Source organism: Kushneria konosiri, assembly GCF_002155145.1.
Taxonomy (GTDB): Bacteria; Pseudomonadota; Gammaproteobacteria; order Pseudomonadales; family Halomonadaceae; genus Kushneria; species Kushneria konosiri.
Map to the genome: position 1 here is coordinate 1,880,389 of NZ_CP021323.1, position 23,948 is coordinate 1,904,336.

The window sequence follows — 23,948 nt, forward strand, 5'->3', positions numbered from 1 at the left end:
GGGACCCATGAAAGGTCTTTCCCGTGTGCCACTGCTTGCGGGCGTCGTACTGAGTGGATGGGCGGGCGATGCGCCGAGCCAATCGGCGCAGGCCGGCGAGCAGGCCACGGACACAATGGTGATCACCGGTCAGAATCTATCGGATGTCGATGGTCCGACGCAGGGGTATACCGCGCAGGCCAGCGAGGCTGGCACCAAGACGGCCACACCATTGGCGGAGACCGCACGCACGATCAACGTGGTCACGCGCCAGCAGCTGGATGATCAGGGCGTTGACAACATCAACGATGCCCTGCTCTATACGCCGGGCGCCTTTACGGGGCTGGCGGGGGCATCCAAACGCTCGGATGTGGTCTCGTTGCGCGGCTTTCATGGTGGCGACGTGGACAACACCTTCCTTGATGGTCTGCGACTGCAGTCGGACCCCGGCGCCTACTCGGCGATGCAGATCGATCCGTTCTTTCTGGAGCGCATCGATGTGGTCAAGGGGCCGGCCTCTGCGCTGTATGGCCGGACCATGCCGGGTGGCATGGTGTCGATGACCACAAAAAAACCACAGCAGAAGCAGCAGGGGATGTTTCGCCTTTATGGCGGCAGCTTTGACAGCTACGGGGCCGGCATCGATGTCACCGGCCCTCTGAACGATCCGGACCTGGGCGCCTATCGCGTCACGGCGCTGGGCAGCAGTTCCGACACCCAGTTCGATGTCGCTGGACGCGAGCGCTATGCGGTCATGCCGCAGCTGACGCTCTACCCGGACGAAGACACCGACCTCACCCTGCAGGCCTATCTTCAGCATGACCCGGCCGGAGACTATCATGGCGCGGTGCCCTATGACCTGAGCGTGAGCGGCGCTCGCTTTGGCCGAACGGTTGATCCTTCCTGGTCGGACGCCGATCCGGCCAATGACGTTTTCAGGCGCAACCAGCGCATCTTCTCCTATCAGCTGCAGCACCGCTTCAACGATCAGCTGACATTCAACTCGCGCGCTCGCTACACCAACATGGATGTGGAGGTAGGCCAGGTTTATCAGACCGGGTTCACCGGCAACGGTGCGGAGCTTTCACGTTACTACTCCGGCTCTGATGAGGACCTCAAGGCCTTCTCGTCCGACAACAACCTGCAGTACGAACTCATGACGGGCGAGGTGAAGCACACCCTGCTGGCAGGCTTTGACTTTCAGCGGCGTAAAAATGACGTGAGGTTCAGCAGTGCCGGTGCCAGAGCGCTTGATCCCTTCAATCCGGATTATTCCGGCAGTGCGCTGATTGATGCGCCGAGCAGAAGCAGCGATGACACCCGCAGAGTGCAGCAGGGCGGCCTCTATCTGAAGGATCAGATGCGCTGGAATCAATGGCACCTGACGCTTGGCGGGCGTCAGGATTTTCTGGATCGCGAGTATCACTCTCACCTCAGTGGTGCCACCGACAGCCGCAGCGACGAGGCGTTTTCGGGCAGTGCGTCCCTGCTGTATCGCTTCGATTCAGGCATCGCACCCTATTATTCCTACAGCGAAGGGTTCAATCCCAGTCCTGATGCCTCGGTGGATGGGATCGTACCGGAGCCGGTAAAGAGTCATCAGCATGAAATCGGCGTCAAGTATCAGCCGCCCGGCACAGAGGATCTCTATCAGCTCGCCTTCTATGACCTGACGCAGAAAAACGTTCAGCAGCGCACCAGCGTTAGCCCGGTAAGCTATATCAGTGCCGGCGACATTCGCTCGCGCGGGGTGGAACTGTCCGCCAACGCGGCGCTCACCGATCGGCTCCACGCCATCGCCGGCTACAGTTACAACGATATCGAGTATCGCGATAGCGTCAGTCAGGACGGCGTCAACATTGAATCCGGCAATACGCCGGTGCTGTCTCCCGAGCAGACCGCATCGCTATGGATGCAGTACGACTTTCCGCGGGGTATTCGCGGCGGTATTGGCGGTCGCTACGTCAAGGGCAGCTACGCCAATGCCGAGAATACGCGCAAAACCGATGACTACATGCTGGCCGATGCCTTTGTCAGCGTGGATCTGGGTGAGTTCTCCAATGAGCTGGACGGCGCCACGCTCAAGCTCAACGCGACCAATTTGTTTGACAAAAAGCATGTGACGGGCTGTTTCAGCGAAGACTATTGCTATTTCGGCGATGAACGACAGGTGACCGCGACGCTGGACTACCGCTTCTAGGACCTGCGTCTTCTGCGCGTCAGGAGCAGGGCGTCAACCGGTTGCATGACAATGAAGTCCGCGCCGCATCGGCGCGGTTTTACTGCGTTTTTATCCACTTTTGGATTGACGCTGGTGTGATCAGTGCGCAGGCCAGTGGCGCTTGGCGTGCGTGGAAATGCCATACTGGGGCTTCATGTTATCCACACCCGGTAGGCCTTCGATGACCCGATTACTCGTGCTGGTACTGACGGCTGCGCTGGCCGCCGGGGCACTGTCTGCTGCCGCCACAGCCACTCCGTTTGAATCCCGTTTCCTGCGCGCCTCGGCCTTTGATGCGCTGCCGGAGACGGTCGTGCGCACGCTCGATCATGAGTCAGAGGCGCTCAATACGCTGTTTCTGGCCTGGTCTGACGATCAGGCACTGGTGTTCAACGGCACGCTGGCGCTGATCCGTCACAGCGATACTGCCCGTCGGGTCCTCACGGAATATGGCTTTGACCCCGGCTTTCAACAGGTGCTATCGCGTTTCGGGCCCGACGCTGTCCTGCCGGTGGGCTGGTTTCACGATAACGACATGCCGAGCCTGGCCGCGCGCCACTGGGCGACACAGCGCTATCGCGAGGCCCGTGGTGCCATTACCGGCTGGTGGAACGATAAAGGCAGTGACACCGCCGCCTCGGATACCGATGAGCAGCGCGGCCTGACGCCGCACCAGCGTGGTCTCTACGCCGTCGCCTTTTTGCAGCAGGAGGGCTACGGCTTTCTCGACCAGTTCGTGGTGGATGAGCATGACGCCGTGCACTGGTTGCAGGGTGAGCGGCTGGTGGCGGGCGTGAGCGATTTTCTTACCGGCGGGCTGCGCGATCTGGAGCGCACCGTACAGGGGCCGGCCGCCGTCGGGCCTGCCGATATTGCCTGGGCCGGGGTCGATGTCGTCATGATGGCGGGGGCCATCAAATGGCTGAGGGCCGGTCGGGCCATGCGTATCGGCGCACTGGAAAGCCGCACGGCGGCAGGAGCCAGCGGCGAGCTGCGCACCGGTCGGGCGCTGGTGCCGGCCGGGCTTCGCTTTACCCGTCTGTCACGGCCGGCAAAACTGGCCGCCGTAGGTGCCACGGCCTGGGTGGTCGTGCGCCATCCCGACCTGATCAACGGGCTCGGAGTCAGTCTGGCACAGTGGCTGGGCTGGCCGGCCAGGCTCGGCCAGTTTGTGCTCTGGTTCATGATAATACTGCCGTTTTTGTGGCTTGGACGGCAGCTCTGGCGCTGGTTGATTCGACCCCTTTTGTGGATTTTGCTCACCGTGAGGCAAGGGTCCAGGCGGTTATATACCAAGGTCTAATACTTTTTTCTCCACCAACGGCCGTATATGCACTCGTGCCGACGCCCTAACGTCCCGTGTCGGCGTTCCAATGGCTCGTTGTGGAGAATGCCCATGTTTCCTGTCTCTCTAGTTCGTGCGCTGGGTCTGGCTGGCGCAACCTGCATGCTGACCCTTGGCAGCCATGCCATGGCGGCCGATGATCCCATCGTGATCAAGTTCTCCCATGTGGTGGCCGACAGCACCCCCAAGGGGCAGGGCGCGCTGATGTTCCAGAAGCTGGTCAAGGAACGCCTGGGCGACAAGGTCAAGGTCGAGGTTTACCCCAACTCATCGCTTTATGGTGATGGCAAGGAGATGGAAGCCCTGCTGCTGGGTGATGTGCAGATGCTGGCACCTTCGCTTGCCAAGTTCGACAAGTACAACGAATCACTGCAGATCTTTGATTTGCCGTTCCTGTTTGACAACCTGGCGGCCGTCGACCGCTTCCAGGCCAGCGAGGATGGCAAGAAGCTGCTGTCTTCGATGGAAGACAAGGGCATCATCGGGCTGGGCTACTGGCATAACGGCATGAAGCAGCTTTCGGCCAACAAGGCGCTGCATGAGCCGAAGGACGCGCGCGGGCTCAAGTTCCGCGTGCAGGCCTCCAACGTGCTGGAAGAGCAGTTCAAGGAGTTGCGTGCGGTGCCGCGCAAGATGAGCTTTGCCGAGGTCTATCAGGGGCTTCAGACCGGTGTGGTCAACGGCGCCGAAAACCCCTGGTCCAACATCTACAGCCAGAAGTTCTACGAGGTGCAGGACTACATCACCGAGTCCAACCACGGCGTACTGGACTACATGCTGATCACCAACGCCAAGTTCTGGAACGGCCTGCCGGATGACGTGCGCACCGAGCTGACCGACATTCTCGACGAGGTCACCACCGAGGTGAATGACCAGGCGCGGGCCATCAACGACCGCGATCGTCAGGCGATCATCGATGCCGGCACCAGCGAAATCATCGAACTGACCCCCGAGCAGCGTGAAGACTGGCGTGAGGCGCTGCGTCCGGTCTGGAAGAAGTTTGAAGGCCAGATTGGTGCCGACTTGATCAAGTCCGCTGAAAACGCCAACAGTGCGAGCTGAGACGGCGACGCCACGGGAGTCATGGCAATGAAGACATTGCTCAATCTCTGGAACCATCTTGAAGAGGGCCTGGTGGCCCTCTTTTTGACGGCCATGACGCTGATCACGTTTGTCTACGTGATGTTCAATAACCTCTACGTGGTGTTCTACGCCGGTGCCGACGCCTTCCCGGCGCTGGAAGGGCCCATGTTTGCCATCGGCGATGTGCTGCTCGATACCGCGCAGAACATGACCTGGAGTTCGGCGCTGACGCGGGTGTTTTTTGGCTGGCTGATCTTTCTGGGGATCTCCTATGGCATTCGCACCGGCGCCCACATCGGCGTGGATCTACTGGTAAGAACCTTCAGTGCTCCGATCAGACGGGTCTGCTCCATACTCGTGCTGCTGATTGTGCTGGGCTACGCGGTACTGATGATGATCTCGAGCTATGACTGGGTGAAAGCGCTGTATGACGCAAGACTCGGTGCCGAGGATCTCGATGAGTTTCATATCATGCAGTGGCATATCACGATGATCGTGCCGCTTGGCTTTGCGCTGGTGATCGCCCGTCTGGTGGAGGCCTTCGTGCTAACGCTCAAGGGGCAGCAACATGGTCTGCAGATGGCGGATGAAGCCGCCGATGCACTCAAGCTGGCGACCGATGTCCACCCGGACATCTCGAAGGAATCACGGTCATGACCATCGCCTTTTTGTTTGTCGCCCTGTTTGTACTGCTGTTTTTAAGCGTGCCGATTGCAATCTCGCTGGGGCTTTCAGGTGCACTGACGATTCTGCTGTTCAGTCAGGACTCGATTCGTTCACTGGCCATCAAGCTCTTTGAAACCTCCGAGCACTATACGCTGCTGGCCATTCCGTTTTTCCTGCTTTCCGGGGCCTTCATGACCAGCGGTGGCGTGGCGCGTCGATTGATCGACTTTGCCAACGCCTGCGTGGGGCATTTTCGCGGCGGTCTGCCGATCGCCTCGGTCATGGCCTGCGTGCTCTTTGCGGCCCTGTCCGGCTCCTCGCCGGCCACCGTTGCGGCCGTTGGCTCGGTGGTCATTGCCGGCATGGTGCGCTCGGGCTATACGCAGTCGTTTGCCACCGGCATTGTCTGTAACGCCGGGACGCTGGGCATTCTGATCCCGCCCTCGATCGTGATGGTGGTCTACGGTGCGGCGACCGAAACCTCGGTGGGCAAGCTCTTCATGGCCGGTGTGGTACCGGGACTGTCGCTGGGCCTTCTGCTGATGGTGACGATCTATATCATCGCACGCATCAAGAACATGCCGGCCCTGCCGCGCGTCCCCCTGAAGGAAACCCTGCGGCTGGCGCGCAAGTCCTTCTGGGGACTGATGCTGATCGTGATCATTCTGGGGGGCATCTATACCGGCATGTTTACGCCCACCGAAGCGGCCGCCGTCGCGGCGGTATATGCGGCCTTCGTGGCGCTGGTGGTCTATCGCGACATCAGCTGGCGCGAGTGCCCGAAGGTGATTCTGGAGGCGGCAAAACTGAGCATTGTGCTGATGTTCATCATCGCCAATGCCATGCTCTTTGCCCATGTGCTGACCACCGAGCAGATCCCCCAGGTGATCACCCAGTGGGTGGTGGATCAGCAGTTCTCACCGATTACCTTCCTGCTGGTGGTCAACATCATCCTGCTGGTGGCGGGCAGCTTCATGGAGCCTTCGGCGATCATCCTGATTCTGGCACCGATCCTGTTCCCGATTGCCATGCAGCTGGGCATCGACCCGGTCCATCTGGGCATCATCATGGTGGTCAACATGGAGATCGGCATGCTCACGCCGCCCACCGGACTCAACCTGTTCGTGGCCTCGGCCGTCACCGGCCAGCCGCTGACGGCGGTCATCCGCGCCTCCAGCCCGTGGCTTCTGCTGCTGATCAGTTTCCTTTTGCTGATCACCTACGTGCCCTTTATCTCGCTGGGGCTGCCCAATCTGCTCGGCATGTAACGGCCCGCCGCGTTCTGCCTCGATTGACCTGCTGCCCCCTGACGACTCGTCGCAGGGGGCAGACAGGCGTATGATGCGCCGGTCACCGAGAGACTCACTTCGACCGGGTAGCGCCCTTGTCACCGGCGCTGCATGAGAATCGAAAGGAACAAGGAAAACCGTGTCATGACCGTGATTCGCCAGAATGACCTGATCGACAGCGTGACCAATGCGCTGCAGTACATCTCCTACTACCATCCGAAAGACTTCATCGATGCCATGCATCAGGCGTATCAGCGCGAGGAAAACCCCGCGGCGCGTGATGCCATTGCCCAGATCCTGATCAATTCGCGCATGTGCGCCACCGGCCATCGTCCCATCTGTCAGGACACCGGCATCGTGACCGTGTTCATCAACGTGGGCATGAACGTGCAGTGGGACGCCGACATGAGCTTGGATGACATGATCAACGAAGGTGTGCGTCGGGCCTACAACCATCCGGACAACATCCTGCGCGCCTCGATTCTCGAGGACCCGGACGGTGCACGTCGCAATACGAAGGACAATACCCCCGCCATCATCCACCACCGGCTGGTGCCGGGCGATCAGGTCGAGATTCATGTGGCGGCCAAGGGCGGCGGCAGTGAGGCGAAATCGAAGTTCGCGATGCTCAATCCTTCTGACAGCGTGGTGGACTGGGTGCTCGAGCAGGTGCCGAAAATGGGTGCCGGCTGGTGCCCGCCGGGCATGCTGGGCATCGGCATCGGCGGTACCGCCGAACAGGCGATGAAGATGGCCAAGGAGTCGCTGCTGGATCCGATCGATATTCAGGATCTTCAGGCGCGCGGCGCCTCGAGCCGGTCTGAGGAGCTGCGGCTGGAACTGTTCGAAAAGGTCAATCGCCTGGGCATCGGTGCCCAGGGGCTGGGCGGGCTGACCACGGTGCTCGACATCAAGGTCAGGGACTGTCCGACGCATGCGGCCAACAAGCCGGTGGCGATCATTCCCAACTGTGCCGCCACCCGCCACGTGCATTTCCATCTCGATGGCAGTGGACCGGCGAGTCTGCCGGTGCCGGAAATTGACGACTGGCCGGAAATTGCCTGGGAAGCCGGCGAGGGCGTCAAGCGCGTCAATCTGGACGGCATTACCCCGGAAGAAGTGGCCACCTGGTCGCCGGGCGACACGCTGCTGCTCTCCGGCAAGCTGTTGACCGGGCGTGATGCTGCGCACAAGCGCATGGTCGACATGATCTCGAAGGGCGAGCCGCTGCCGGTCGACCTCAAGGGCCGCTTCATCTACTACGTGGGTCCGGTGGACCCGATGGAAGGCGAGGTCGTGGGTCCGGCCGGGCCGACCACCGCCACGCGCATGGACAAGTTCACCCGCACCATTCTCGAAGAGACCGGTCTTCTGGGCATGGTGGGTAAATCCGAGCGCGGCCCGAGCGCCATCGAGGCGATTCGCGATAACGGGGCGGCCTATCTGATGGCCGTGGGTGGGGCCGCCTATCTGGTCGCGCAGGCGATCAAGGGCTCGAAGGTGCTGGCCTTTGAAGATCTTGGCATGGAGGCGATCTACGAGTTTGACGTCAAGGACATGCCGGTGACCGTCGCCGTGGATACCCGGGGTGACAGCGTTCACACGCTGGGCCCGGTCAAGTGGCAGGAGATCATCGCGCGTCGTTGAGTCGTATCTGCGTGAGCATCATGTAGCGCCGCCCCGGTCCGGGGCGGCGCTGTCGTTTCAGGGCTCCTGTGACCTCGTTGGCTGGTCAAACGGACTTAACGCGCTCGGGGGACGGTGGTCTAATAAGCCCTCTTCATCCTTTATTCCTATCGTTCAAGCGAGGCAGTCATGGCCGGTCATCACGGCAATAATCAGGAGCCCGGTGCAGCACTGGGATTCATGGGGCGACTAAGTGGCGCCATGGTCGCACCGGTCGCGGTCTATATGCTGCTTTGGCAGGTCGGCCTGCGGCTGGTTCACGAGTTTGCCGGCACTGCACAACAGGGGGTAAGGATCAGCATTTTGTCCGTGGCCATCCCGGCGCTGGGCGTGCTGGCGTCGGTGGCCATTGCCGGTCGTCGCTCCGGCGCGCTGGTGGGCGGTGGGGTCATGATGCTGTTCTTTTTATACCTCTATATCTCTTCGGCGGCGACGCTCGAATGGGGGCCACCGCTTCTGACCCTATTGGGGGTAGGCATTGCCGCGGCGCTGGCCCGTTGGTGCCCCACGATGGGCGAGGAACTCTTTGATACCTTCAAGCGCTGAATGGGTTCAGTCTGTGCTGCATCGATATTCACCCTGAGTCTATAGACTTAAGTCTGATTCCGGGGGTGATGCCCTCCTGTAAGATGCCTCGGGTCATAACGTTCGTTATTGGCAGGGGTTCGTTCAAGGGGATACAAGATGGATGGTTGGACACAGACAATGACGGCCGGCCCCCTGCTGGGGATTGCCGCGGCGGCCGTTGCGGCACTGCTGGTACTGGTGATTCGATTCAAGCTGCATGCCTTTCTGGCACTGATTCTGGTGAGTCTGATCACGGCCTTTGCCACCGGTATTCCGGTCGATCAGATTGTGCCGACACTGGTCAACAACTTCGGCAAGACCCTGGGCGCAGTGGCCCTGCTGGTAGGCCTTGGCGCCATGCTGGGACGGCTGGTTGAAAACTCCGGCGGTGCCCGGGTACTGGCCGATCGCATGATCGAGCTGTTCGGTGAAAAGCGGGCGCCGCTGGCACTGGGTGTGGCCTCTCTTTTGATGGGCTTCCCGATCTTTTTTGATGCCGGTCTGATCGTGATGCTGCCGATCGTTTTCGCCGTCGCGCGTCGTCTCGGCGGGCCGATTCTCCTGTACGCCATTCCCACCGCCGCGGCCTTTTCCGTCATGCACGTGTTTGTGCCGCCGCATCCGGGGCCTGTCACCGCGTCGGAACTTTACGGGGCCAACCTGGGGCTTTTGATGCTGTCCGGTCTCGTGATCGTTCTGCCCATGTGGTATCTCTCCGGCTATCTGTGGGGCAAGTTCTGCGCCAGACACTACAGCTTTCAGCTGGCCGAGAGCTTTTTTGGCGGTGCCGATGATGACGAGATCAAGAATCCGCCTTCGGTCGGTACGGTCATCAGCATGCTGCTGCTGCCGCTGGTCCTGATCTTCATGAACACCGGTCTGGATTTTCTGCGCGCCGCCGGCGTCGTCGATGCCGATCAGACCTGGTTTCAGGTGCTCTCAACGCTGGGCAGCACGCCCATTGCGCTGCTGATCTCGGTACTGGTGGCCGCCCTCGTACTGGGCAAACGCCGGGGTGAAAACGGCAGTGCGATCGAAAAGATTCTGGAAAGCTCGCTGGGCCCGATCTGCTCGGTGGTATTGATTACCGGTGCCGGCGGCATGTTCGGCGGGGTGCTGCGGGCCTCGGGTATCGGGGATGCGCTGGCGGACTCGCTGGGCAATCTGGGCCTGCCGGTGATTGTAGCGGCCTACGTGGTGGCCGTGGTCATGCGTCTGGCCCAGGGTTCGGCGACCGTGGCGCTGGTGACGGCGGCCGGTCTGATGGCGCCGGCTCTGGCGGCAGGCGATTACAGCACCATGCAGGTTATCGCGGTAACGCTGGCCACGGCGGCGGGCTCGGTCTTTGCCGGCCACGTCAACGATTCCGGCTTCTGGCTGGTTGGACGTCTGCTGGGCATGGATGTGCGCAACACGCTCAAGACATGGACCGTTCAGCAGACCATTGAGTCACTGGTCGGCTTCGTTCTGGCCTACATCATGTTCATTATTTTCTAGAGGACGCTTTCATGGCGGTTAACCCGTTTGACATCAAGGGAAAGCTGGCACTGATTACCGGCTCCTCACGTGGCCTGGGCTTTGCCCTGGCTCAGGGGCTTGCCGAGCAGGGGGCCCGCGTCATCATTCACGGACGCAATGAAGAGACGGTCCAGCAGGCGGTGCAGGCCATTGTGGAGGCTACCGGTGCCGAAGCGTTCGGGGTGACCTTTGATGTCACCCGCAGCGACGAGGTCAAAACGGCGCTGACCGATCTGATCGAGACCCATGGGGTGCCGGAGATCCTGGTCAACAACGCAGGCCTCCAGCGCCGGGCGCCGTTTACCGAGTTTGACCCGGCCGACTGGGACGCGGTCATTGCCACCAACCTCTCCAGCGCGTTCTACGTGTCCAGCGCGCTGGGACGTCACATGGCCGAGCGCGGTCATGGCAAGATCGTCAACATCGGCTCGGTGCAGTCGTTGCTGGCGCGCCAGACGATCGTGCCCTATTCGGCCTCCAAGGGGGGCGTGGCGATGCTGACCAAGGGCATGGCGGCGGATCTGGCGCGCTTTAATATCCAGGTGAACTGCATCTCACCGGGGTATTTCAAGACCGACATGAATACGGCGCTGTGGCAGGACGAGGCGTTCAATAGCTGGGTCGAGAATCGCACACCGGCGCAGCGCTGGGGCAATGTCCAGGAGCTGGTCGGTACGCTGCTTTATTTCTGCTCGGATGCCTCGAGCTTTGTCTCGGGTCAGAACATCTTCGTGGATGGCGGCATGACCTCGGTGGTCTGAGTTGCCAGCAGGGGCCTTCGGGCCCCTGCATTGTTTGTGTCATCCAATTTTTTGCCTGTAACGGAGCATGACGATGAAAGCACTGGTCATTCATGGCAAGCAGGATCTGCGCGAGCAGGAGTGGGCCACCCCCGAGCCGCAGGACGGTCAGGTGCGTGTGCGTATTGCCTGGGGCGGTATCTGTGGCTCCGATCTTCATTACTATCACGAAGGGGCCAATGGCGCCTTTGTGGTGCGCGAACCCCTGATTCCGGGCCATGAGCTCTCGGGCACCGTTGATCTCGATCCTTCCGGCGAGCTGGCGCCGGGTACGCCGGTGACCTTCCACCCGGCGACCTTCGGTGAGTGCCAGCCGGGGCTCGAGGAGCTGCCACACCTGTGGCCGAAGGGCGCCTATCTGGGTTCGGCCTCGACCACGCCTCACACTCAGGGGGGCATGAGCGAATACCTGGTGGTCACACGCGGCATGATTCGCGTACTGCCCGAAGGGCTCTCGCTCAAGCGCGCTGCGCTGACAGAGCCATTGGCCGTGGCCCTGCATGGCATCAACGTGGCCGGCGGTGTCGAAGGCAAGCGGGTACTGGTGTGCGGCTCCGGCCCGATCGGGCTTCTGACCGCTGCCGCCGCACTGGCGAAGGGCGCGCGTGAAGTCACCGCCACGGACGTTTTTGAAGGGCCGCTTGAGCGTGCCCGCGGGCTTGGTGTCCATCACACCATTCGCATCGGTGAGCAGACACCGGATGCCGAAGCCTATGATGTGGCGCTGGAGTGCTCCGGTGTGCCGGCCTCGATTGATACCGCCATTCGCGCCGTGCGCCGGGCCGGTATCATCGCCCAGATCGGCATGATGGGCGCCGGCCCCCAGCCGCTGGAGCTGGCCATGCTGATCTCGAAGGAGATTCAACTGCGTGGCTGCTTCCGGTTCAATCAGGAAGTCGACGAGGCCATCGAGCTGCTCGCGCGTGATGACCGCTTTGACCAGGTCATCACCCACGAAGTGCCGGCCGATCGAGCCGTGGACGCCTTTGCCACCGCAAAGGATGCCCAGGTGTCCGGCAAGGTGCTGGTCAGCCTCTGGCCTCAGCAGCAAGGCACTTAAAAGACAGGCGTCGCACAGGAGAACGAGATGCATATTGTCATTACCGACTGTGACCACGACAGTGTCGCGATCGAACGCGACGCCGTTGAGGCCGCCGGTGGCCGTCTAACGCTGTGTCAGGACATCACGCCCGAGGGCATTATCGACAATGCTCGTGATGCCCAGGGGCTGATCGTGCAGTACGGCCGTATCACCGATGAGGTGCTCTCGGCGCTGCCCGAATTGCGCGTGGTGTCGCGCTATGGGGTCGGGGTGGATACCGTCGACGTTGAGGCGGCCACCCGTCACGGGGTGGCGGTGTGCAATGTGCCGGACTACGGCACCGAGGCCGTCTCGGATCATGCGATCACGCTCGCACTTGCCGTACTGCGCGACGTCACCGGACTGGATCGACGCCTTCGTGAAGGTCAGCCATCACTGGGACCGGCGCAGCCGATCTTTCAGCTGCGCGGGCGTCGCTTCGGTGTGGTGGGCGCCGGCGCCATTGGTATGGCGACGGCGCACAAGGCGGCAGGACTGGGTTTTGAGGTCATGCTCAGTGATCCGCGACTGACGCCGGGGGAAACCACGCCCGAAGGCTTCACGGTAGTGTCCTTCGAGGATCTGCTGGCCTTGTCACAGGTGGTGTCACTGCACCTGCCGCTGATCGAGCAGACCCATCACTTGATTGATGCGGCGGCGCTGGGTGCCATGCGCGAGGATGCCATCCTGATCAATACCGCCCGCGGCGGTGTGGTAGACACCGAGGCGCTGGTCGAGGCGCTCTCGCAGGGGCGTCTGATGGGGGCAGGCCTTGACGTGCTGGAGGAAGAACCGCTGGCCGTGGATCATCCGCTGACCCGCCTCGAGCGTGTGATTCTCACCCCGCACGCCGGGTTTTATACCGAGGAGTCCTACGCCGAGCTCAAGGCGCGTACGGTGCAAAACGCCGTGGACGTTATTGCCGGCAGGCGTCCGCGCAACATTCTCAATCCGGAAGTGCTGCACGGATAAGGTCTCATCACAAGCATCAGTAAAATTGCGGAGAAATGCCCGGCGCTTCTCCGCTTTTTTATATCCCTTCCCATCGTATACCTCGCACCAATGACATCGATAGCTTGCGTGACCCTCAATCCTTGCCATGCTGTTAGCCGGCTAATTCAAATGACGGCGGATAAGCCGGTCGTCATGTCGACGAGGAGGGCATGTCATGGACTACCGCAATCTGGGCCGCACCGGGCTCAAGGTATCACCGCTATGTCTGGGCACCATGACCTATGGCACGCCACAGTGGCGCGACTGGGTACTGGATGACCAGCAAAGCCGACCGTTCATTCAGCAGGCGCTCGATGCCGGTATCAACTTTTTCGATACCGCTGATATGTACTCCGACGGTGCCTCCGAAGAGGTCGTGGGGCGAGCGCTCAGGGATTTTGCCCGCCGTGAGGAAGTGGTACTGGCCACCAAGGTCTATAACCCGACCGGCAACAAAACGCCCAACGAGCAGGGGCTGTCACGCAAGCATATTCATCATGCCATTGATGCCTCACTTACCCGGCTGGGGATGGATTACGTCGATCTCTATCAGACCCATCGCTGGGACTACGACACGCCCATCGAGGAGACCATGGAAGCGCTGCACGAGGTCGTCAAGGCCGGCAAGGCGCGCTACATCGGTGCCTCAAGCATGCACGCCTAGCAGTTCGCGAAAGCACAGCACATCGCCGAGAAAAACGGCTGGACGTCATTTTCTACCATGCAGCCGATGGTCAATCTCATCTATCGCGAGGAAGAACGCGAGATGATTCCTCAGTGCCTCGATCAGGGCGTAGGGGTCATCCCCTGGAGTCCGCTGGCGCGTGGTATCCTGGCTGGCAGCAAGCCGGTGGGCGGTCAGGGTCAGACCACGCGTGCCAGAAGCGATGAGCAGATGCGGGCATGGAATCTGGGACTTGAGCGGGATACGCCGGTCATCGAGGCATTACACGATGTGGCCGAGGCGCGAGGGGCATCCCCGGCGCAGGTCGCGCTGGCCTGGCTGTTGCAAAAGCCCGGTATTACGGCGCCAATCGTGGGCGCCAGCAAGTCCCATCACATGGATCAGGCCCTCGGGGCGCTCGAGATCACGTTAAGCGAGGCCGAGGTCGAACAGCTCGAGTCCCCCTACGTGCCTCACGAGGTGGTCGGCTTCGTATAAATCACACTACTTCGATGACATCGTGTTGACACAAAAGCCCCGGCGCCTGCCGGGGCTTTTGTGTGTGTCATCTGACAGGTTACCTGAAGGTGACAGGCGGGCGTGCGGATAAAAAAACGACGCCTGCAGGCGTCGTTTTTTACCGATTCACATCAGCGGGGCAACTACCGGGGAGTGTTGCCCGGCACATGATCCGTTGAAGTGCTGCCAAAGCGCGGCTCGCGATCACTGCTGTCTGAAGACGACGGGCCGTGATTGCTCGACGACGGGCTGCTCGATGACGATGCGTGACGATCACTTGAGGACTGCTGATCAGTGCTGCCTGAATCGTTGCTATCGGAAGTGCGCTTGTCTGCTTCTTCCTGCGCCTTTTCACTGGCGCGTTCCATTTGCTCGGAGCCCATCTCGCTGGCGCGATCGACCAGCTGATCGCGGGTATCGCCCATGGCTCGTCGTTCGGCACGCGAGGCAGGGAGAAGCGAGCCCAGCAACGCACCGGCGGCCAGACCCAGAGCGCCGGCGGCGACCGGGTTATCATGCGCCATGTCGCTCAGCCATGAGCCGGTGTCACGCGCCCTGGAGGAGGCACTGTGAAGGCGATCGCTCGAGCCCTGCTTCATGCGATGCATTCGGTCACCGGCACCGCTTTTCATGTTGCGCGCCCGATCACCGGCCCCATGCAGGGCATCACTGGCGCGCTGGCCCACCCCGCCACTGCTGCTTTGGGAGGCGCTTTCGCGACGGTACTGATCAACGGACTCGCCTTCGCTGTAAAGCGGCTCATCAAAAAGCGGTTCGTCGTAGAGCTCATCATATTCGTGCGTCTGCGGGGTGGTTTCAGCCGCTGCGTGACGCGCCTGTTTCTGACGCTTGTCGTTAAAATGGTTCGGCACACTGCCACGGCCTGAACCTGAATTGCTGGAGTAGATCAGCCAGCTGATGCCGACGCCGATCAGCGCGGCCGGCATCGGGTTATCCCGTACCGAACGTCCCAGGTTGGAGAAATAATCCCGGGCGGAATCACTTTTCACGTATTCCATGGCGCTGTGCATCATGCTGTCGGAAGAAAAACGCTCCTGGAAATCGCTGAGCGTGTCATCCAGATGAGAGCGGGTCCTGTTGATATCGGCCTCGATCTCTTCGGGGCTGCGAGTATCCTGCTGATCCTGATTCTGGTCCTGATCGCTCATTGCTTGTTCTCCTCATCCTTGTGGCGGCCGGCATGTTCCTTGAGCATGGACTGATCCTGCTGCAGGTTGTCCATGGTGCGATCCGGCGTCATGGCCTGTGTGCTCAGCGTATCTCTGGCCTTTTTCATCATGCTCATGCCGATCAGGGCGACAATCCCCCCACGATCAGGGCCGACAGCCACGGGGCCAGCACATGACTGAGACCCAGTACGGCAGCGGCCAGCAATACCAGAAGGCCCGCATTGAGTACGGCACCTGCGACCACCATGGAGGCAATTGCAGCACCGGCCCGCTTGATGTTCTGCTGCATCTCGGCCTTGCCGAGTGCAATCTCCTGTCTTACTAGGGTAGTCACGTCATTGAGCAGCGAAGAGAGCATGCCTACCATGCCGCGCGATTCACCGCTGTCTTCCTCGCTGTGTCGGCGCTCTTCGATGCTGGGGTCTTTATGACCAGAAGGTTGTGTCATGATCGAACTCTCCCTGTTGATCCGAACAATACAAGATGGTGTGCCTGTCGGGTGGCCCGACCAGGGACGTGATCAGCGATTGGAGCTTTTCAGAAAACGCGACAGCAAAAAGCCGCCTGCGACCATGCCACCGATAAACAGCGCCGGTTCACGGCGAGAGAAATCCTGCGCCTGTTTCAACAGTGATTCGCTGTTTTCGTCGCGTAGACGGTCGGCAAGCGTGTCGGTTCGATCGGCCAGCCGATAGGTATAGTCCGCCAGCGAGACCTGATCCTGATCCTTGAACTGCATGGCCATGCTGCGTACGGCTTCAGAGAAGTTCGAGATATAGTCGGCAACAAAACCCTTCTGGGCATCAGCACGCCTCAGGGCTTCCTCACGGGCCCGATCGGCGGTTTCCCTTGCCTTCTGCTGCGCCTGCTCCCTGTTTTGCCGAGCCTGGTCGCTGCCCTGCGATCCACCAGTGCCATTGTTGCTCTGCTGGCGGTTATCGCCATGCATGAAACGGTCATCCGTGTCGCTCATGATGTGCACCTTAAAACCAGTAAATTTAATCTGAATCAAGAATGTCGAGAGACTCGAATTTTCTCTTCAACGCCTGCCTTGAAACAGTAGATTGCAGCAGCACATCGTCAAGGTGACTGATACCAATGACACTATTATCCGCCCGGAAATGCGGTTATTAATGGTTAAATCATGCTTCATGTTAAGAAACATGTGGCGCGGTGGTCGCAGGCAACAAAGGCCGTTATGACGGGGCGATGGCGAAAAAAAAGGGTAGGGGACCGAATATAAAAGGCTGTGTTTTTATTTCGAATAAAGAAAATGAAGGACCTTTTATTTTTCAGTAACTGCTCGTCAGATGTCAGGAGCCCTTTGCCAGATCACAATGCTACCGAGCAGCGTACTGACCACCTTGTCACTATCATGCGCCAGTTCAAAAAGGGTCTGTCTGACCAGCCAGTCCGTCACTACACCCTTGATGCAGGAGAGCAGCATCGAGGCCGCGATTTCGGGAGAAAGACCGTTACGGAGCGTGATTTCACCGCAGTCGATGCCACGACAAAGTGTCTGACGGATCATGTCACGACATTCGTGCATGTGGAGGTCGAGCTGATCATTGACCCAGGCGAATTCCCCAATGAACTCATTGCGTGATGAGGTCAGCAGCAAAATGCGTTGCAGTCGATGATCCCTGGACAGGGATTCAAGATCCTGTATCAACGTCATGCGAAGAATGGATACCGGTGCATGAGCACGCTGTTCGCACTGCGCCAGGTGGGCGGCAAGGCGTTCGGTCATCTGGCGCTTGCGCTCCAGAAGGGCCGCCAGAATACCGGTCTTGCCCTCCGGAAAATGCCAGTTCAATGCGCCCCGGGTCACACCGGCGCGCGTGGCAATATCATTGTGTGTGGTGCGGTTGAGCCCCTTTTCAATGAAAAGATGCTCTGCGGCATTCATCAGTGACTGCCGGGTCAGTTCCGCTTCTTCCTTGGTCTTTCGCATGGACGTCGTCTCGACGTTAACCTGTCATGGATAAGCATGCTGCGCGGACAGGGCTTTCACGCAGGCGGATGCACGATAATGCATACATGCGCGATTGTATATTTGCGTCCTGCCATCAGGAATAGATCATTGGTCGTTTTCATGACTTTCAGCGTTTTAGCACGATGACCGACATGTGCATCGCATCAGGCTTTGTGTATTAGCGAGTTGATGGCCCGGAATTCGTTACCTACCTTATAAACTGCTGGCTGAACGTAGACTGAACCCATAAGGCCCATGACCACGTATCGTGGCGCCCCTCAAGCATGACCAACACTAAAACGGTTCCACGCATGAACCGCATTCGAGACCTGCAAGCGTGATCCAGCACCTGTCCTGTCGGGTGCCTGAAGTGATCACGACAACGTAGTGACCGTACAAGACGACTGATGAGGATCTGACTCATGGCACCTGTTAACCGTCCTTCCACGGGCGTGGGATTTTGTTCTCCCAGCGCTCAGGCAGACATTGCCGAACGCCCCAGCGCCGCTTCCGGCAAAACCTCCGAGACTCGCCACATCACCCTGACCGTCAACGGACAGCAGCATGGGCTCAAGGTAACGCCCAATGCCGTACTGCTGGATGTGCTGCGTGAACAGCTCGGACTTTTCGGCACCAAAAAGGGCTGTGACCACGGCCAGTGCGGTGCCTGCACCATTCATGTCAATGGCCGCAGCGTCAACAGCTGCCTGATGCTGGCCTGCCTGCAGGAAGGTGCCGAGATCGTCACCATCGAAGGGCTGGCCGAAAGCGCAGGCTTTGAGCAGGGCCATCATCCGGTACAGGAAGCCTTTCTTGCCCACGATGCCTATCAATGCGGCTACTGCACGGCGGGTCAGATGATGACCGCCTCGGCAGTGATCAGCGATGAGAGCATCGACGGCGATGAAACTTCGCTGCGCGAGGCCATGAGCGGCAACATCTGCCGCTGCGGGGCCTACAAGAACATTCTTGATGCGGTCCAGAGTGCCCGCGGCAAGATGCGGGGAGGGCAATAACATGCGCGCGTTTGAACTTGAAAGTGTCGAGGCCGTCGATCAGGCCGTCAGTCATCGCCGTGTCCACGATGGCGACGCCTTTATTGCCGGTGGTACCACGCTGCTGGATCTGGTCAAGCTGGATGTCATGCAGCCCGAGAAGGTGGTCGACGTTTCCCGCCTGCCGCTCAAGCAGATCGAGGTGCAAGGCGACGGACGTCTCAAGGTGGGTACGCTGGTCTCCAATACTGACCTTGCCAAGCACGAGATCGTGATGCGCGACTACCCGGTGATCAGCGAGGCGCTGCTTTCCGGCGCCTCGACCGGGCTTCGCAACATGGCCTCCACCGGTGGCAACGTCATGCAGCGCACCCGTTGCCCCTATTTCCGTGACCCGGACATGCCGTGCAACAAGCGCGAGCCGGGCACGGGCTGTTCGGCCATCGACGGCATCAACCGCAATCACGCCGTGCTGGGCACCAGCGAGCAGTGCATCGCCACGCACCCCTCCGACATGTGTGTCGGCATGGTGGCCGCTGGTGCCACGCTGCTGCTTGAAGGCCCCGACGGTCAGCGTGAAGTGGCCTTTGAAGACTATCACCTGCTGCCGGGCGATACCCCCGAGCGTGAGCATGACCTGAAGCCTGGCGAGTTGATCACCCACGTGCTTCTCGATGCACCCCGCGGCGGCGGTCAGCACTACCTCAAGCTGCGTGATCGCGCCTCATACGAGTTCGCGCTCGCCTCCTGTGCCGCCATCGTCAACCTGGACGGCGACAGCATCAGCGAGGTGCGTCTGGCACTGGGCGGTGTGGCGACCAAACCCTGGCGCGCGACTGCCGCCGAAGAGGCCCTTAAAGGGCAGCCGGCCACACAGGAAAGCTTTGAACGTGCGGCCGAGGCCGCCTTCAAGGATGCCGTGGCCTACAGCCACAACGGCTTCAAGATCACGCTGGGCAAGCAGGCCATCGTGCGTGCGCTCAGAGACGCTACCGCTGCCGCCCGCGGCTGATCACGGAGAGATCACATGACCACCGAAACACAAAAGCCGCAGCGCGTTGACGGCACGTTGACCAGCATCGGTCAGAAAAAGCCGCGCATTGATGGCACGCTCAAGCTGACCGGCGGTGCCGACTATGCCGCCGACCGCAATCTGCCCAACCAGACCTGGGGCTATCCGGTCTCCAGCACCATCGCCAAGGGGCGACTGGTCGCGCTGGAGCTGGATGAGGCGCTGGCAATGCCAGGCGTGCTGGATATTTTCCACCACGACAACTTCGATAAGCTCAGCCGCTCACCCAACGATTTCGCCGCGGCCAACAAGGTCGGTGAGTCGCGTCTGCCGTTTGAAGACAACGAGATCTACTATCACGGCCAGTACATTGCGCTGGTCGTGGCCGACACCTTTGAGCATGCCCGCGCGGCGGCCAGAAAGGTCAGGGCGCAGTACGAGAAAAGCGATGATCAGCTCACTGACATCCTCGCTCTCGACAGCGGTCAGGGTGATCTGCCGGGCGAGGACGTCCCGGGAGACGCCAGCAGCCGCGGGGATGCCGACTCGGCGTTTGAATCAGCCAGTATTCAACTCGATCAGCGTTACTCGATCGCCCACGAAAACCACAGCGTCATGGAAATGCACGCCTCGGTGGCGCAGTGGGAAAACGACATGCTGACCGTGTACGAATCCTCCCAGGGCGTGGTCTTTCAGCGCAATGCGCTGGCAAAGATCTTCGGCATCCCGCAGGAGAAGGTCACGGTCATCTCGCACTTTATCGGCTCGGGCTTTGGCAGCAAGCTCTTCATGTGGCCACACGCCGTCATGACGTCCGTGGCTGCCCGTCGCCTGGGTCGTCCGGTCAAGACGGTCGTGCCGCGCGAGCTTGAATATCTCAACACCGGCTATCGCCCGACCTCGCTGCAGCGTGTTCGTCTGGGCGCCGATGACAGCGGCAAGCTGCTGTCCATCCATCACGACGGCTGCAACGAGACGTCGCCGGCCGGTCTGCACGATGACACCGTCAGCGGTGCCACCCCCAGCATGTATGCCTGCGACAACGTGGCCGTGACCAATCGGCTGGTAACGGTCAACAAGGGCACGCCGACCTCCATGCGGGCCCCGGGTGAGGCTTCCGGTGCCTTCGCACTGGAAACGGCGCTGGATGAGCTGGCGGTCAAACTTGATATGGACCCGCTGGCACTGCGCCATAAAAACTTCGCTGACCGCGACCCCGCGGCCGACCTGCCCTGGTCGAGCAACCATCTCAAGGAGTGCTGGGACAACGCGGCCCAGCGCTTTGGCTGGAACAAGCGCAACCCGACGCCCGGGGCGATGAAGGACGGTGACGAAATCATCGGCTACGGCATGGCGACCCAGAGCTGGGAAGCGATGCGTCTGCACTGCAGCGCACGCTTTGGCTTTCGCGATGACGGCACACTGCTGGTCGCCTGCGGCACGCAGGATATCGGTACCGGCACCTATACGATCGTGGCGCAGACTGCCAGTGAAATGACCGGCGTGCCCATCGAGATGATCGATGTGCGCCTCGGGGATTCCTCGCTGCCGTCGGGCCCGCTTTCCGGGGGCTCGTTTGCCACGGCGACCGTGCTGCCGGCAGTCTCCGCGGCCATGAAGGAAGCACTTGCCGAGCTCAAAACGCTGGCCACGGCTGAAGGCGGCGTGTTTGAAAACGTCGATCAGGACAGTATCACCCTCCGTGACGGCCGGCTGGTCAGCGGTGACAACAGCATCGAGATTGCCGAGCTGCTGCGCCAGAACCGGATCGGATTGGTCGATGGCGAGGCGAGCACGAAGCCCGGCGACGAGCAGGATCAGTACAGCTTCCGCTCCTTTGGCGCCGTGTTCGTGGAGGTGCGTTGGGATCCGGGCATTTCGCGCCTGCGCGTGGCGCGCGTCTGTTCGACCATCGATATCGGCCGCGCCATCAACCCGCTCACGGCAACCAATCAGGTCGAAGGCAGCATCGTGATGGGCATGGGCATGGGGATGTTCGAGCAGATCGAATACGACGCTCATGGCTATCCCTACAACAACAGTCTGGCGGACTACGTCGTGCCGGTAAATGCCGACATGCCGCAGATTGAAGTGGAGCTGCTCGACTATCCCGACTACCTGCGCAACGAGTTTGGTGCGCGCGGCGTGGGCGAGGTCGGCCTGACCGGCGTGGCGGCCGCCATTTCCAACGCGGTCTACAACGCCACCGGCAAGCGCATTCGCGATATGCCGATCTCGATCGAGAAACTGCTGGCCTCCTGAGTCCTACGCGGTAACTCGTGACCAACGGGCCGGCTCCTGCAGAGGAGCCGGCCCTTTTATCAAATGCCATCTTCCCGGGATGAGTCGGCCTGAACAGGGTCTGAAAGCCCCTCGCCTGTCGCTGGCAATCTTGCTGCTGCCGGTCCAGGCTTGAATCGTTCGCCAGCAAACGAGTTGCCCGGCCACCACTGATGTTCCACACCATTTCAGAGCGCCCGAAGGCGCCATTACTGGCAGCCGACACTGCCAGAGCTCATATCGACCGTGACGAGACAGGGTGCGATACAACACCAATGCCCTGATGCAATGAGGAGTGACACATGAGTGATCACCACAAGGATGATGGATCAAGGGTCGAGACCTTCGATGCCCGGTCGCCTTCCAGGCGACGTTTTCTCAAAACCATGGGGGCGTCGAGCCTTGCCGCGGCGACGGCGCCGGCCTGGGCACAGATTGCCCAGGCCGGCCAGCAGTCCGAGCCTGTCAGGCCGCAGACCGATGGCGCACCCGGTGAGGGCGAGCAGCAGATTCAGCTGGTCGTCAATGGCGTGGAACATACCCTGAACGTCACCCCCAACGCCGTGCTGCTTGATGTACTGCGTGATCGCCTGATGCTGACCGGCACCAAGAAGGGCTGTGATCAGGGCCAGTGCGGCGCCTGTACGCTGCTGGTCAACGATACGGCGATCAATTCCTGCCTGTCACTGGCCGTGTCCCACGATGGCGACGAGATCACCACCATTGAAGGGCTCTCGAAAGGCGATGAGCTGCATCCGGTGCAGGCCGCCTTCTGGGAACACGATGCCTACCAGTGTGGCTACTGCACATCGGGTCAGATCATGAGTGCGGTCGCGATTCTCAAGGATGACAACATCGGGCGCGATGATGCCTCGGTCCGAGAAGCGATGAGCGGCAATATCTGCCGCTGCGGTGCCTACAAGAACATTCTGGCCGCCGTGCAGGATGCCCGTGGCAAGATGGAAGGAGCGAGCTGATGCGTTCATTTGACTATGCACGTGCCGACAGCACCGGTCAGGCTGTGTCCACACACGGCGCGAATGAGCAGGCCGCCTACCTGGCCGGTGGTACCACGCTGCTGGATCTGGTCAAGATCGACATCATGCGGCCGGATCAGGTGGTCGATATCAACCGGCTTGATCTCAATGAGATTGAAACGCTGGGTGACGGCCGCACCCGCATCGGCGCGCTGGTGACCAACACGGCACTGGCACGTCATGACCGGATCAGGAGTGATTACGCCGTGCTCAGCGAAGCGCTCTTGTCAGGCGCCACCACGCAACTGCGCAACAAGGCCACCACCGCCGGCAACGTCATGCAGCGTGTGCGCTGTCCGTACTTCCGGGATGGTGTCTCGAGCTGCAACAAGCGCGAGCCGGGCTCGGGCTGTGCCGCCATCGAAGGTCACAATCGCAGCGTGCACGCCGTACTCGGCACCAGCGAGCAATGCATTGCTACCCACCCGTCTGACATGTGCGTGGCCATGGCCGCCATCGGCGCGACGGTCACGGTCGAAGGCCCGGACGGCCAGCGCGATATCGGCTTTCTCGACTTTCACCTGCTGCCGGGTGATACCCCCGAGCGCGAGCACGCCCTCAAGCCGGGCGAGCTGATCACCCACGTGACGCTGGACGCGCCGCTTGAAAACAGCCGCTCGGGCTATCTCAAGCTGCGCGACCGCGCCTCCTATCAGTTTGCACTGGCCTCGAGTGCCGTGATCGTCACGCTGGAGGGCGACACCATCACGAACGCTCGCGTGGCGCTGGGCGGGGTGGGGACCAAACCCTGGCGGGCCCTTGAGGCCGAGAAGGCGCTCAAGGGCCAGAAGATCGGTGAGGCGAGCTTTACGCATGCCGCCGGGATCGCGTTCAAGGGCGCCACACCCTACGCCCACAACGCCTTCAAGATTCCGCTGGGTCAGCAGGCCATCGTGCGCAATCTCACCACCCTGACGGCGCAGGAAGACAGGAGAACGTCATGAGTGACAGCATCATGGACGCCGGTGTCATTGGCTCAGGTCCCAGGCGCATCGACGGGCAGCGCAAGGTCACGGGCGCAGCGCCCTACGCCGCCGACCATCATCCC

The 23,948-nt window shown here is 60.8% G+C and carries 21 protein-coding genes and 1 pseudogene; 17 read left to right on the plus strand and 5 right to left on the minus strand.

The annotated features are described in order from the left end of the window. Positions 1-7 precede the first annotated feature (7 nt). The 12 genes and pseudogenes from B9G99_RS08715 (at position 8) to B9G99_RS08770 (ending at position 14,390) form a co-directional block, all read left to right on the plus strand. Positions 8-2,179, plus strand: coding sequence for a TonB-dependent siderophore receptor (locus B9G99_RS08715; protein ID WP_158521469.1), 2,172 nt, complete (start codon positions 8-10; stop codon positions 2,177-2,179). A 202-nt stretch (positions 2,180-2,381) separates the two neighbouring features. Continuing rightward, the gene (locus B9G99_RS08720) at positions 2,382-3,503 is read left to right on the plus strand and encodes a hypothetical protein (RefSeq protein ID WP_148663934.1); all 1,122 of its coding nucleotides are present in this window, start codon (positions 2,382-2,384) and stop codon (positions 3,501-3,503) included. Positions 3,504-3,647: 144 nt separating this feature from the next. Then, on the plus strand, positions 3,648-4,607 hold the full coding sequence (locus B9G99_RS08725; protein WP_227876006.1) for a TRAP transporter substrate-binding protein: 960 nt from the start codon (positions 3,648-3,650) through the stop codon (positions 4,605-4,607). Between the two features lie 27 nt (positions 4,608-4,634). Beyond that, positions 4,635-5,285: a TRAP transporter small permease gene (locus B9G99_RS08730; RefSeq protein ID WP_086621702.1), complete on the plus strand. Its 651-nt coding sequence runs from the start codon at positions 4,635-4,637 to the stop codon at positions 5,283-5,285. Further along, positions 5,282-6,562 carry a TRAP transporter large permease gene (locus B9G99_RS08735; protein ID WP_086621703.1) on the plus strand — a complete coding sequence of 427 codons (1,281 nt, stop codon included), beginning with the start codon at positions 5,282-5,284 and terminating at the stop codon, positions 6,560-6,562. The genes B9G99_RS08730 and B9G99_RS08735 overlap by 4 nt, the downstream gene beginning before the upstream one ends. A 165-nt stretch (positions 6,563-6,727) precedes the next feature. After that, positions 6,728-8,230, plus strand: coding sequence for a fumarate hydratase (locus B9G99_RS08740; RefSeq protein ID WP_086621704.1), 1,503 nt, complete (start codon positions 6,728-6,730; stop codon positions 8,228-8,230). Between the two features lie 168 nt (positions 8,231-8,398). Further along, entirely contained in the window at positions 8,399-8,815 is a 417-nt protein-coding gene (locus B9G99_RS08745) for a hypothetical protein (RefSeq protein WP_086621705.1), read from the plus strand. Between the two features lie 159 nt (positions 8,816-8,974). Further along, complete coding sequence (locus B9G99_RS08750; protein WP_227875759.1) at positions 8,975-10,333, plus strand: GntP family permease; 1,359 nt, start codon at positions 8,975-8,977, stop codon at positions 10,331-10,333. Between the two features lie 11 nt (positions 10,334-10,344). Then, entirely contained in the window at positions 10,345-11,115 is a 771-nt protein-coding gene (locus B9G99_RS08755; protein WP_086621707.1) for a glucose 1-dehydrogenase, read from the plus strand. 73 nt (positions 11,116-11,188) lie between these two features. Continuing rightward, complete coding sequence (locus B9G99_RS08760; protein WP_086621708.1) at positions 11,189-12,214, plus strand: L-idonate 5-dehydrogenase; 1,026 nt, start codon at positions 11,189-11,191, stop codon at positions 12,212-12,214. A gap of 27 nt (positions 12,215-12,241) precedes the next feature. Beyond that, positions 12,242-13,207: a C-terminal binding protein gene (locus B9G99_RS08765; protein ID WP_086621709.1), complete on the plus strand. Its 966-nt coding sequence runs from the start codon at positions 12,242-12,244 to the stop codon at positions 13,205-13,207. Positions 13,208-13,403: 196 nt separating this feature from the next. Continuing rightward, positions 13,404-14,390, plus strand: a pseudogene (locus B9G99_RS08770) (aldo/keto reductase). A gap of 164 nt (positions 14,391-14,554) precedes the next feature. Here the strand turns inward: B9G99_RS08770 and B9G99_RS08775 are convergent. The 5 genes from B9G99_RS08775 to B9G99_RS08790 all read right to left on the minus strand — a co-directional run bounded on the left by B9G99_RS08775 (position 14,555) and on the right by B9G99_RS08790 (position 17,555). Continuing rightward, a complete protein-coding gene (locus tag B9G99_RS08775) occupies positions 14,555-15,580 on the minus strand; it encodes a DUF3618 domain-containing protein (RefSeq protein WP_086621710.1) in 1,026 nt (341 codons plus the stop codon). Then, positions 15,577-15,762 carry a phage holin family protein gene (locus B9G99_RS16735; protein ID WP_148663935.1) on the minus strand — a complete coding sequence of 62 codons (186 nt, stop codon included), beginning with the start codon at positions 15,760-15,762 and terminating at the stop codon, positions 15,577-15,579. The genes B9G99_RS08775 and B9G99_RS16735 overlap by 4 nt, the downstream gene beginning before the upstream one ends. Further along, on the minus strand, positions 15,723-16,049 hold the full coding sequence (locus B9G99_RS08780) for a phage holin family protein (RefSeq protein ID WP_086621711.1): 327 nt from the start codon (positions 16,047-16,049) through the stop codon (positions 15,723-15,725). The genes B9G99_RS16735 and B9G99_RS08780 overlap by 40 nt, the downstream gene beginning before the upstream one ends. Before the next feature lie 72 nt (positions 16,050-16,121). Continuing rightward, complete coding sequence (locus B9G99_RS08785) at positions 16,122-16,574, minus strand: hypothetical protein (protein WP_086621712.1); 453 nt, start codon at positions 16,572-16,574, stop codon at positions 16,122-16,124. Between the two features lie 333 nt (positions 16,575-16,907). Next, on the minus strand, positions 16,908-17,555 hold the full coding sequence (locus B9G99_RS08790) for a TetR family transcriptional regulator (RefSeq protein ID WP_086621713.1): 648 nt from the start codon (positions 17,553-17,555) through the stop codon (positions 16,908-16,910). 443 nt (positions 17,556-17,998) lie between these two features. On the opposite strand from B9G99_RS08790, the gene B9G99_RS08795 reads away from it, so the two are divergent. The 5 genes from B9G99_RS08795 (at position 17,999) to B9G99_RS08815 (ending at position 23,844) form a co-directional block, all read left to right on the plus strand. Continuing rightward, positions 17,999-18,592: a (2Fe-2S)-binding protein gene (locus B9G99_RS08795; protein ID WP_086621714.1), complete on the plus strand. Its 594-nt coding sequence runs from the start codon at positions 17,999-18,001 to the stop codon at positions 18,590-18,592. A gap of 1 nt (position 18,593) precedes the next feature. After that, on the plus strand, positions 18,594-19,583 hold the full coding sequence (locus tag B9G99_RS08800) for an FAD binding domain-containing protein (RefSeq protein WP_086621715.1): 990 nt from the start codon (positions 18,594-18,596) through the stop codon (positions 19,581-19,583). Positions 19,584-19,598: 15 nt separating this feature from the next. Next, positions 19,599-21,845: a xanthine dehydrogenase family protein molybdopterin-binding subunit gene (locus tag B9G99_RS08805; protein WP_086621716.1), complete on the plus strand. Its 2,247-nt coding sequence runs from the start codon at positions 19,599-19,601 to the stop codon at positions 21,843-21,845. A gap of 320 nt (positions 21,846-22,165) precedes the next feature. Further along, complete coding sequence (locus B9G99_RS08810) at positions 22,166-22,840, plus strand: (2Fe-2S)-binding protein (protein WP_086621717.1); 675 nt, start codon at positions 22,166-22,168, stop codon at positions 22,838-22,840. Continuing rightward, on the plus strand, positions 22,840-23,844 hold the full coding sequence (locus tag B9G99_RS08815) for an FAD binding domain-containing protein (protein WP_086621718.1): 1,005 nt from the start codon (positions 22,840-22,842) through the stop codon (positions 23,842-23,844). The genes B9G99_RS08810 and B9G99_RS08815 overlap by 1 nt, the downstream gene beginning before the upstream one ends. Positions 23,845-23,948: the final 104 nt, after the last annotated feature.

Excerpts from the sequence above, each read along its gene's own strand:
- B9G99_RS08795 (WP_086621714.1), top strand. The coding sequence starts at position 17,999 with ATGGCACCTGTTAACCGTCCTTCCACGGGCGTGGGATTTTGTTCTCCC.
- B9G99_RS08755 (WP_086621707.1), top strand. The coding sequence starts at position 10,345 with ATGGCGGTTAACCCGTTTGACATCAAGGGAAAGCTGGCACTGATTACC.
- B9G99_RS08760 (WP_086621708.1), top strand. The coding sequence starts at position 11,189 with ATGAAAGCACTGGTCATTCATGGCAAGCAGGATCTGCGCGAGCAGGAG.
- B9G99_RS08805 (WP_086621716.1), top strand. The coding sequence starts at position 19,599 with ATGACCACCGAAACACAAAAGCCGCAGCGCGTTGACGGCACGTTGACC.
- B9G99_RS08800 (WP_086621715.1), top strand. The coding sequence starts at position 18,594 with ATGCGCGCGTTTGAACTTGAAAGTGTCGAGGCCGTCGATCAGGCCGTC.
- B9G99_RS08720 (WP_148663934.1), top strand. The coding sequence starts at position 2,382 with ATGACCCGATTACTCGTGCTGGTACTGACGGCTGCGCTGGCCGCCGGG.
- B9G99_RS08745 (WP_086621705.1), top strand. The coding sequence starts at position 8,399 with ATGGCCGGTCATCACGGCAATAATCAGGAGCCCGGTGCAGCACTGGGA.
- B9G99_RS08765 (WP_086621709.1), top strand. The coding sequence starts at position 12,242 with ATGCATATTGTCATTACCGACTGTGACCACGACAGTGTCGCGATCGAA.
- B9G99_RS08780 (WP_086621711.1), bottom strand. The coding sequence starts at position 16,049 with ATGACACAACCTTCTGGTCATAAAGACCCCAGCATCGAAGAGCGCCGA.
- B9G99_RS08785 (WP_086621712.1), bottom strand. The coding sequence starts at position 16,574 with ATGAGCGACACGGATGACCGTTTCATGCATGGCGATAACCGCCAGCAG.
- B9G99_RS08735 (WP_086621703.1), top strand. The coding sequence starts at position 5,282 with ATGACCATCGCCTTTTTGTTTGTCGCCCTGTTTGTACTGCTGTTTTTA.
- B9G99_RS08740 (WP_086621704.1), top strand. The coding sequence starts at position 6,728 with ATGACCGTGATTCGCCAGAATGACCTGATCGACAGCGTGACCAATGCG.
- B9G99_RS08775 (WP_086621710.1), bottom strand. The coding sequence starts at position 15,580 with ATGAGCGATCAGGACCAGAATCAGGATCAGCAGGATACTCGCAGCCCC.
- B9G99_RS08810 (WP_086621717.1), top strand. The coding sequence starts at position 22,166 with ATGAGTGATCACCACAAGGATGATGGATCAAGGGTCGAGACCTTCGAT.
- B9G99_RS08750 (WP_227875759.1), top strand. The coding sequence starts at position 8,975 with ATGACGGCCGGCCCCCTGCTGGGGATTGCCGCGGCGGCCGTTGCGGCA.
- B9G99_RS08730 (WP_086621702.1), top strand. The coding sequence starts at position 4,635 with ATGAAGACATTGCTCAATCTCTGGAACCATCTTGAAGAGGGCCTGGTG.
- B9G99_RS08815 (WP_086621718.1), top strand. The coding sequence starts at position 22,840 with ATGCGTTCATTTGACTATGCACGTGCCGACAGCACCGGTCAGGCTGTG.
- B9G99_RS08725 (WP_227876006.1), top strand. The coding sequence starts at position 3,648 with ATGCTGACCCTTGGCAGCCATGCCATGGCGGCCGATGATCCCATCGTG.
- B9G99_RS08790 (WP_086621713.1), bottom strand. The coding sequence starts at position 17,555 with ATGCGAAAGACCAAGGAAGAAGCGGAACTGACCCGGCAGTCACTGATG.
- B9G99_RS08715 (WP_158521469.1), top strand. The coding sequence starts at position 8 with ATGAAAGGTCTTTCCCGTGTGCCACTGCTTGCGGGCGTCGTACTGAGT.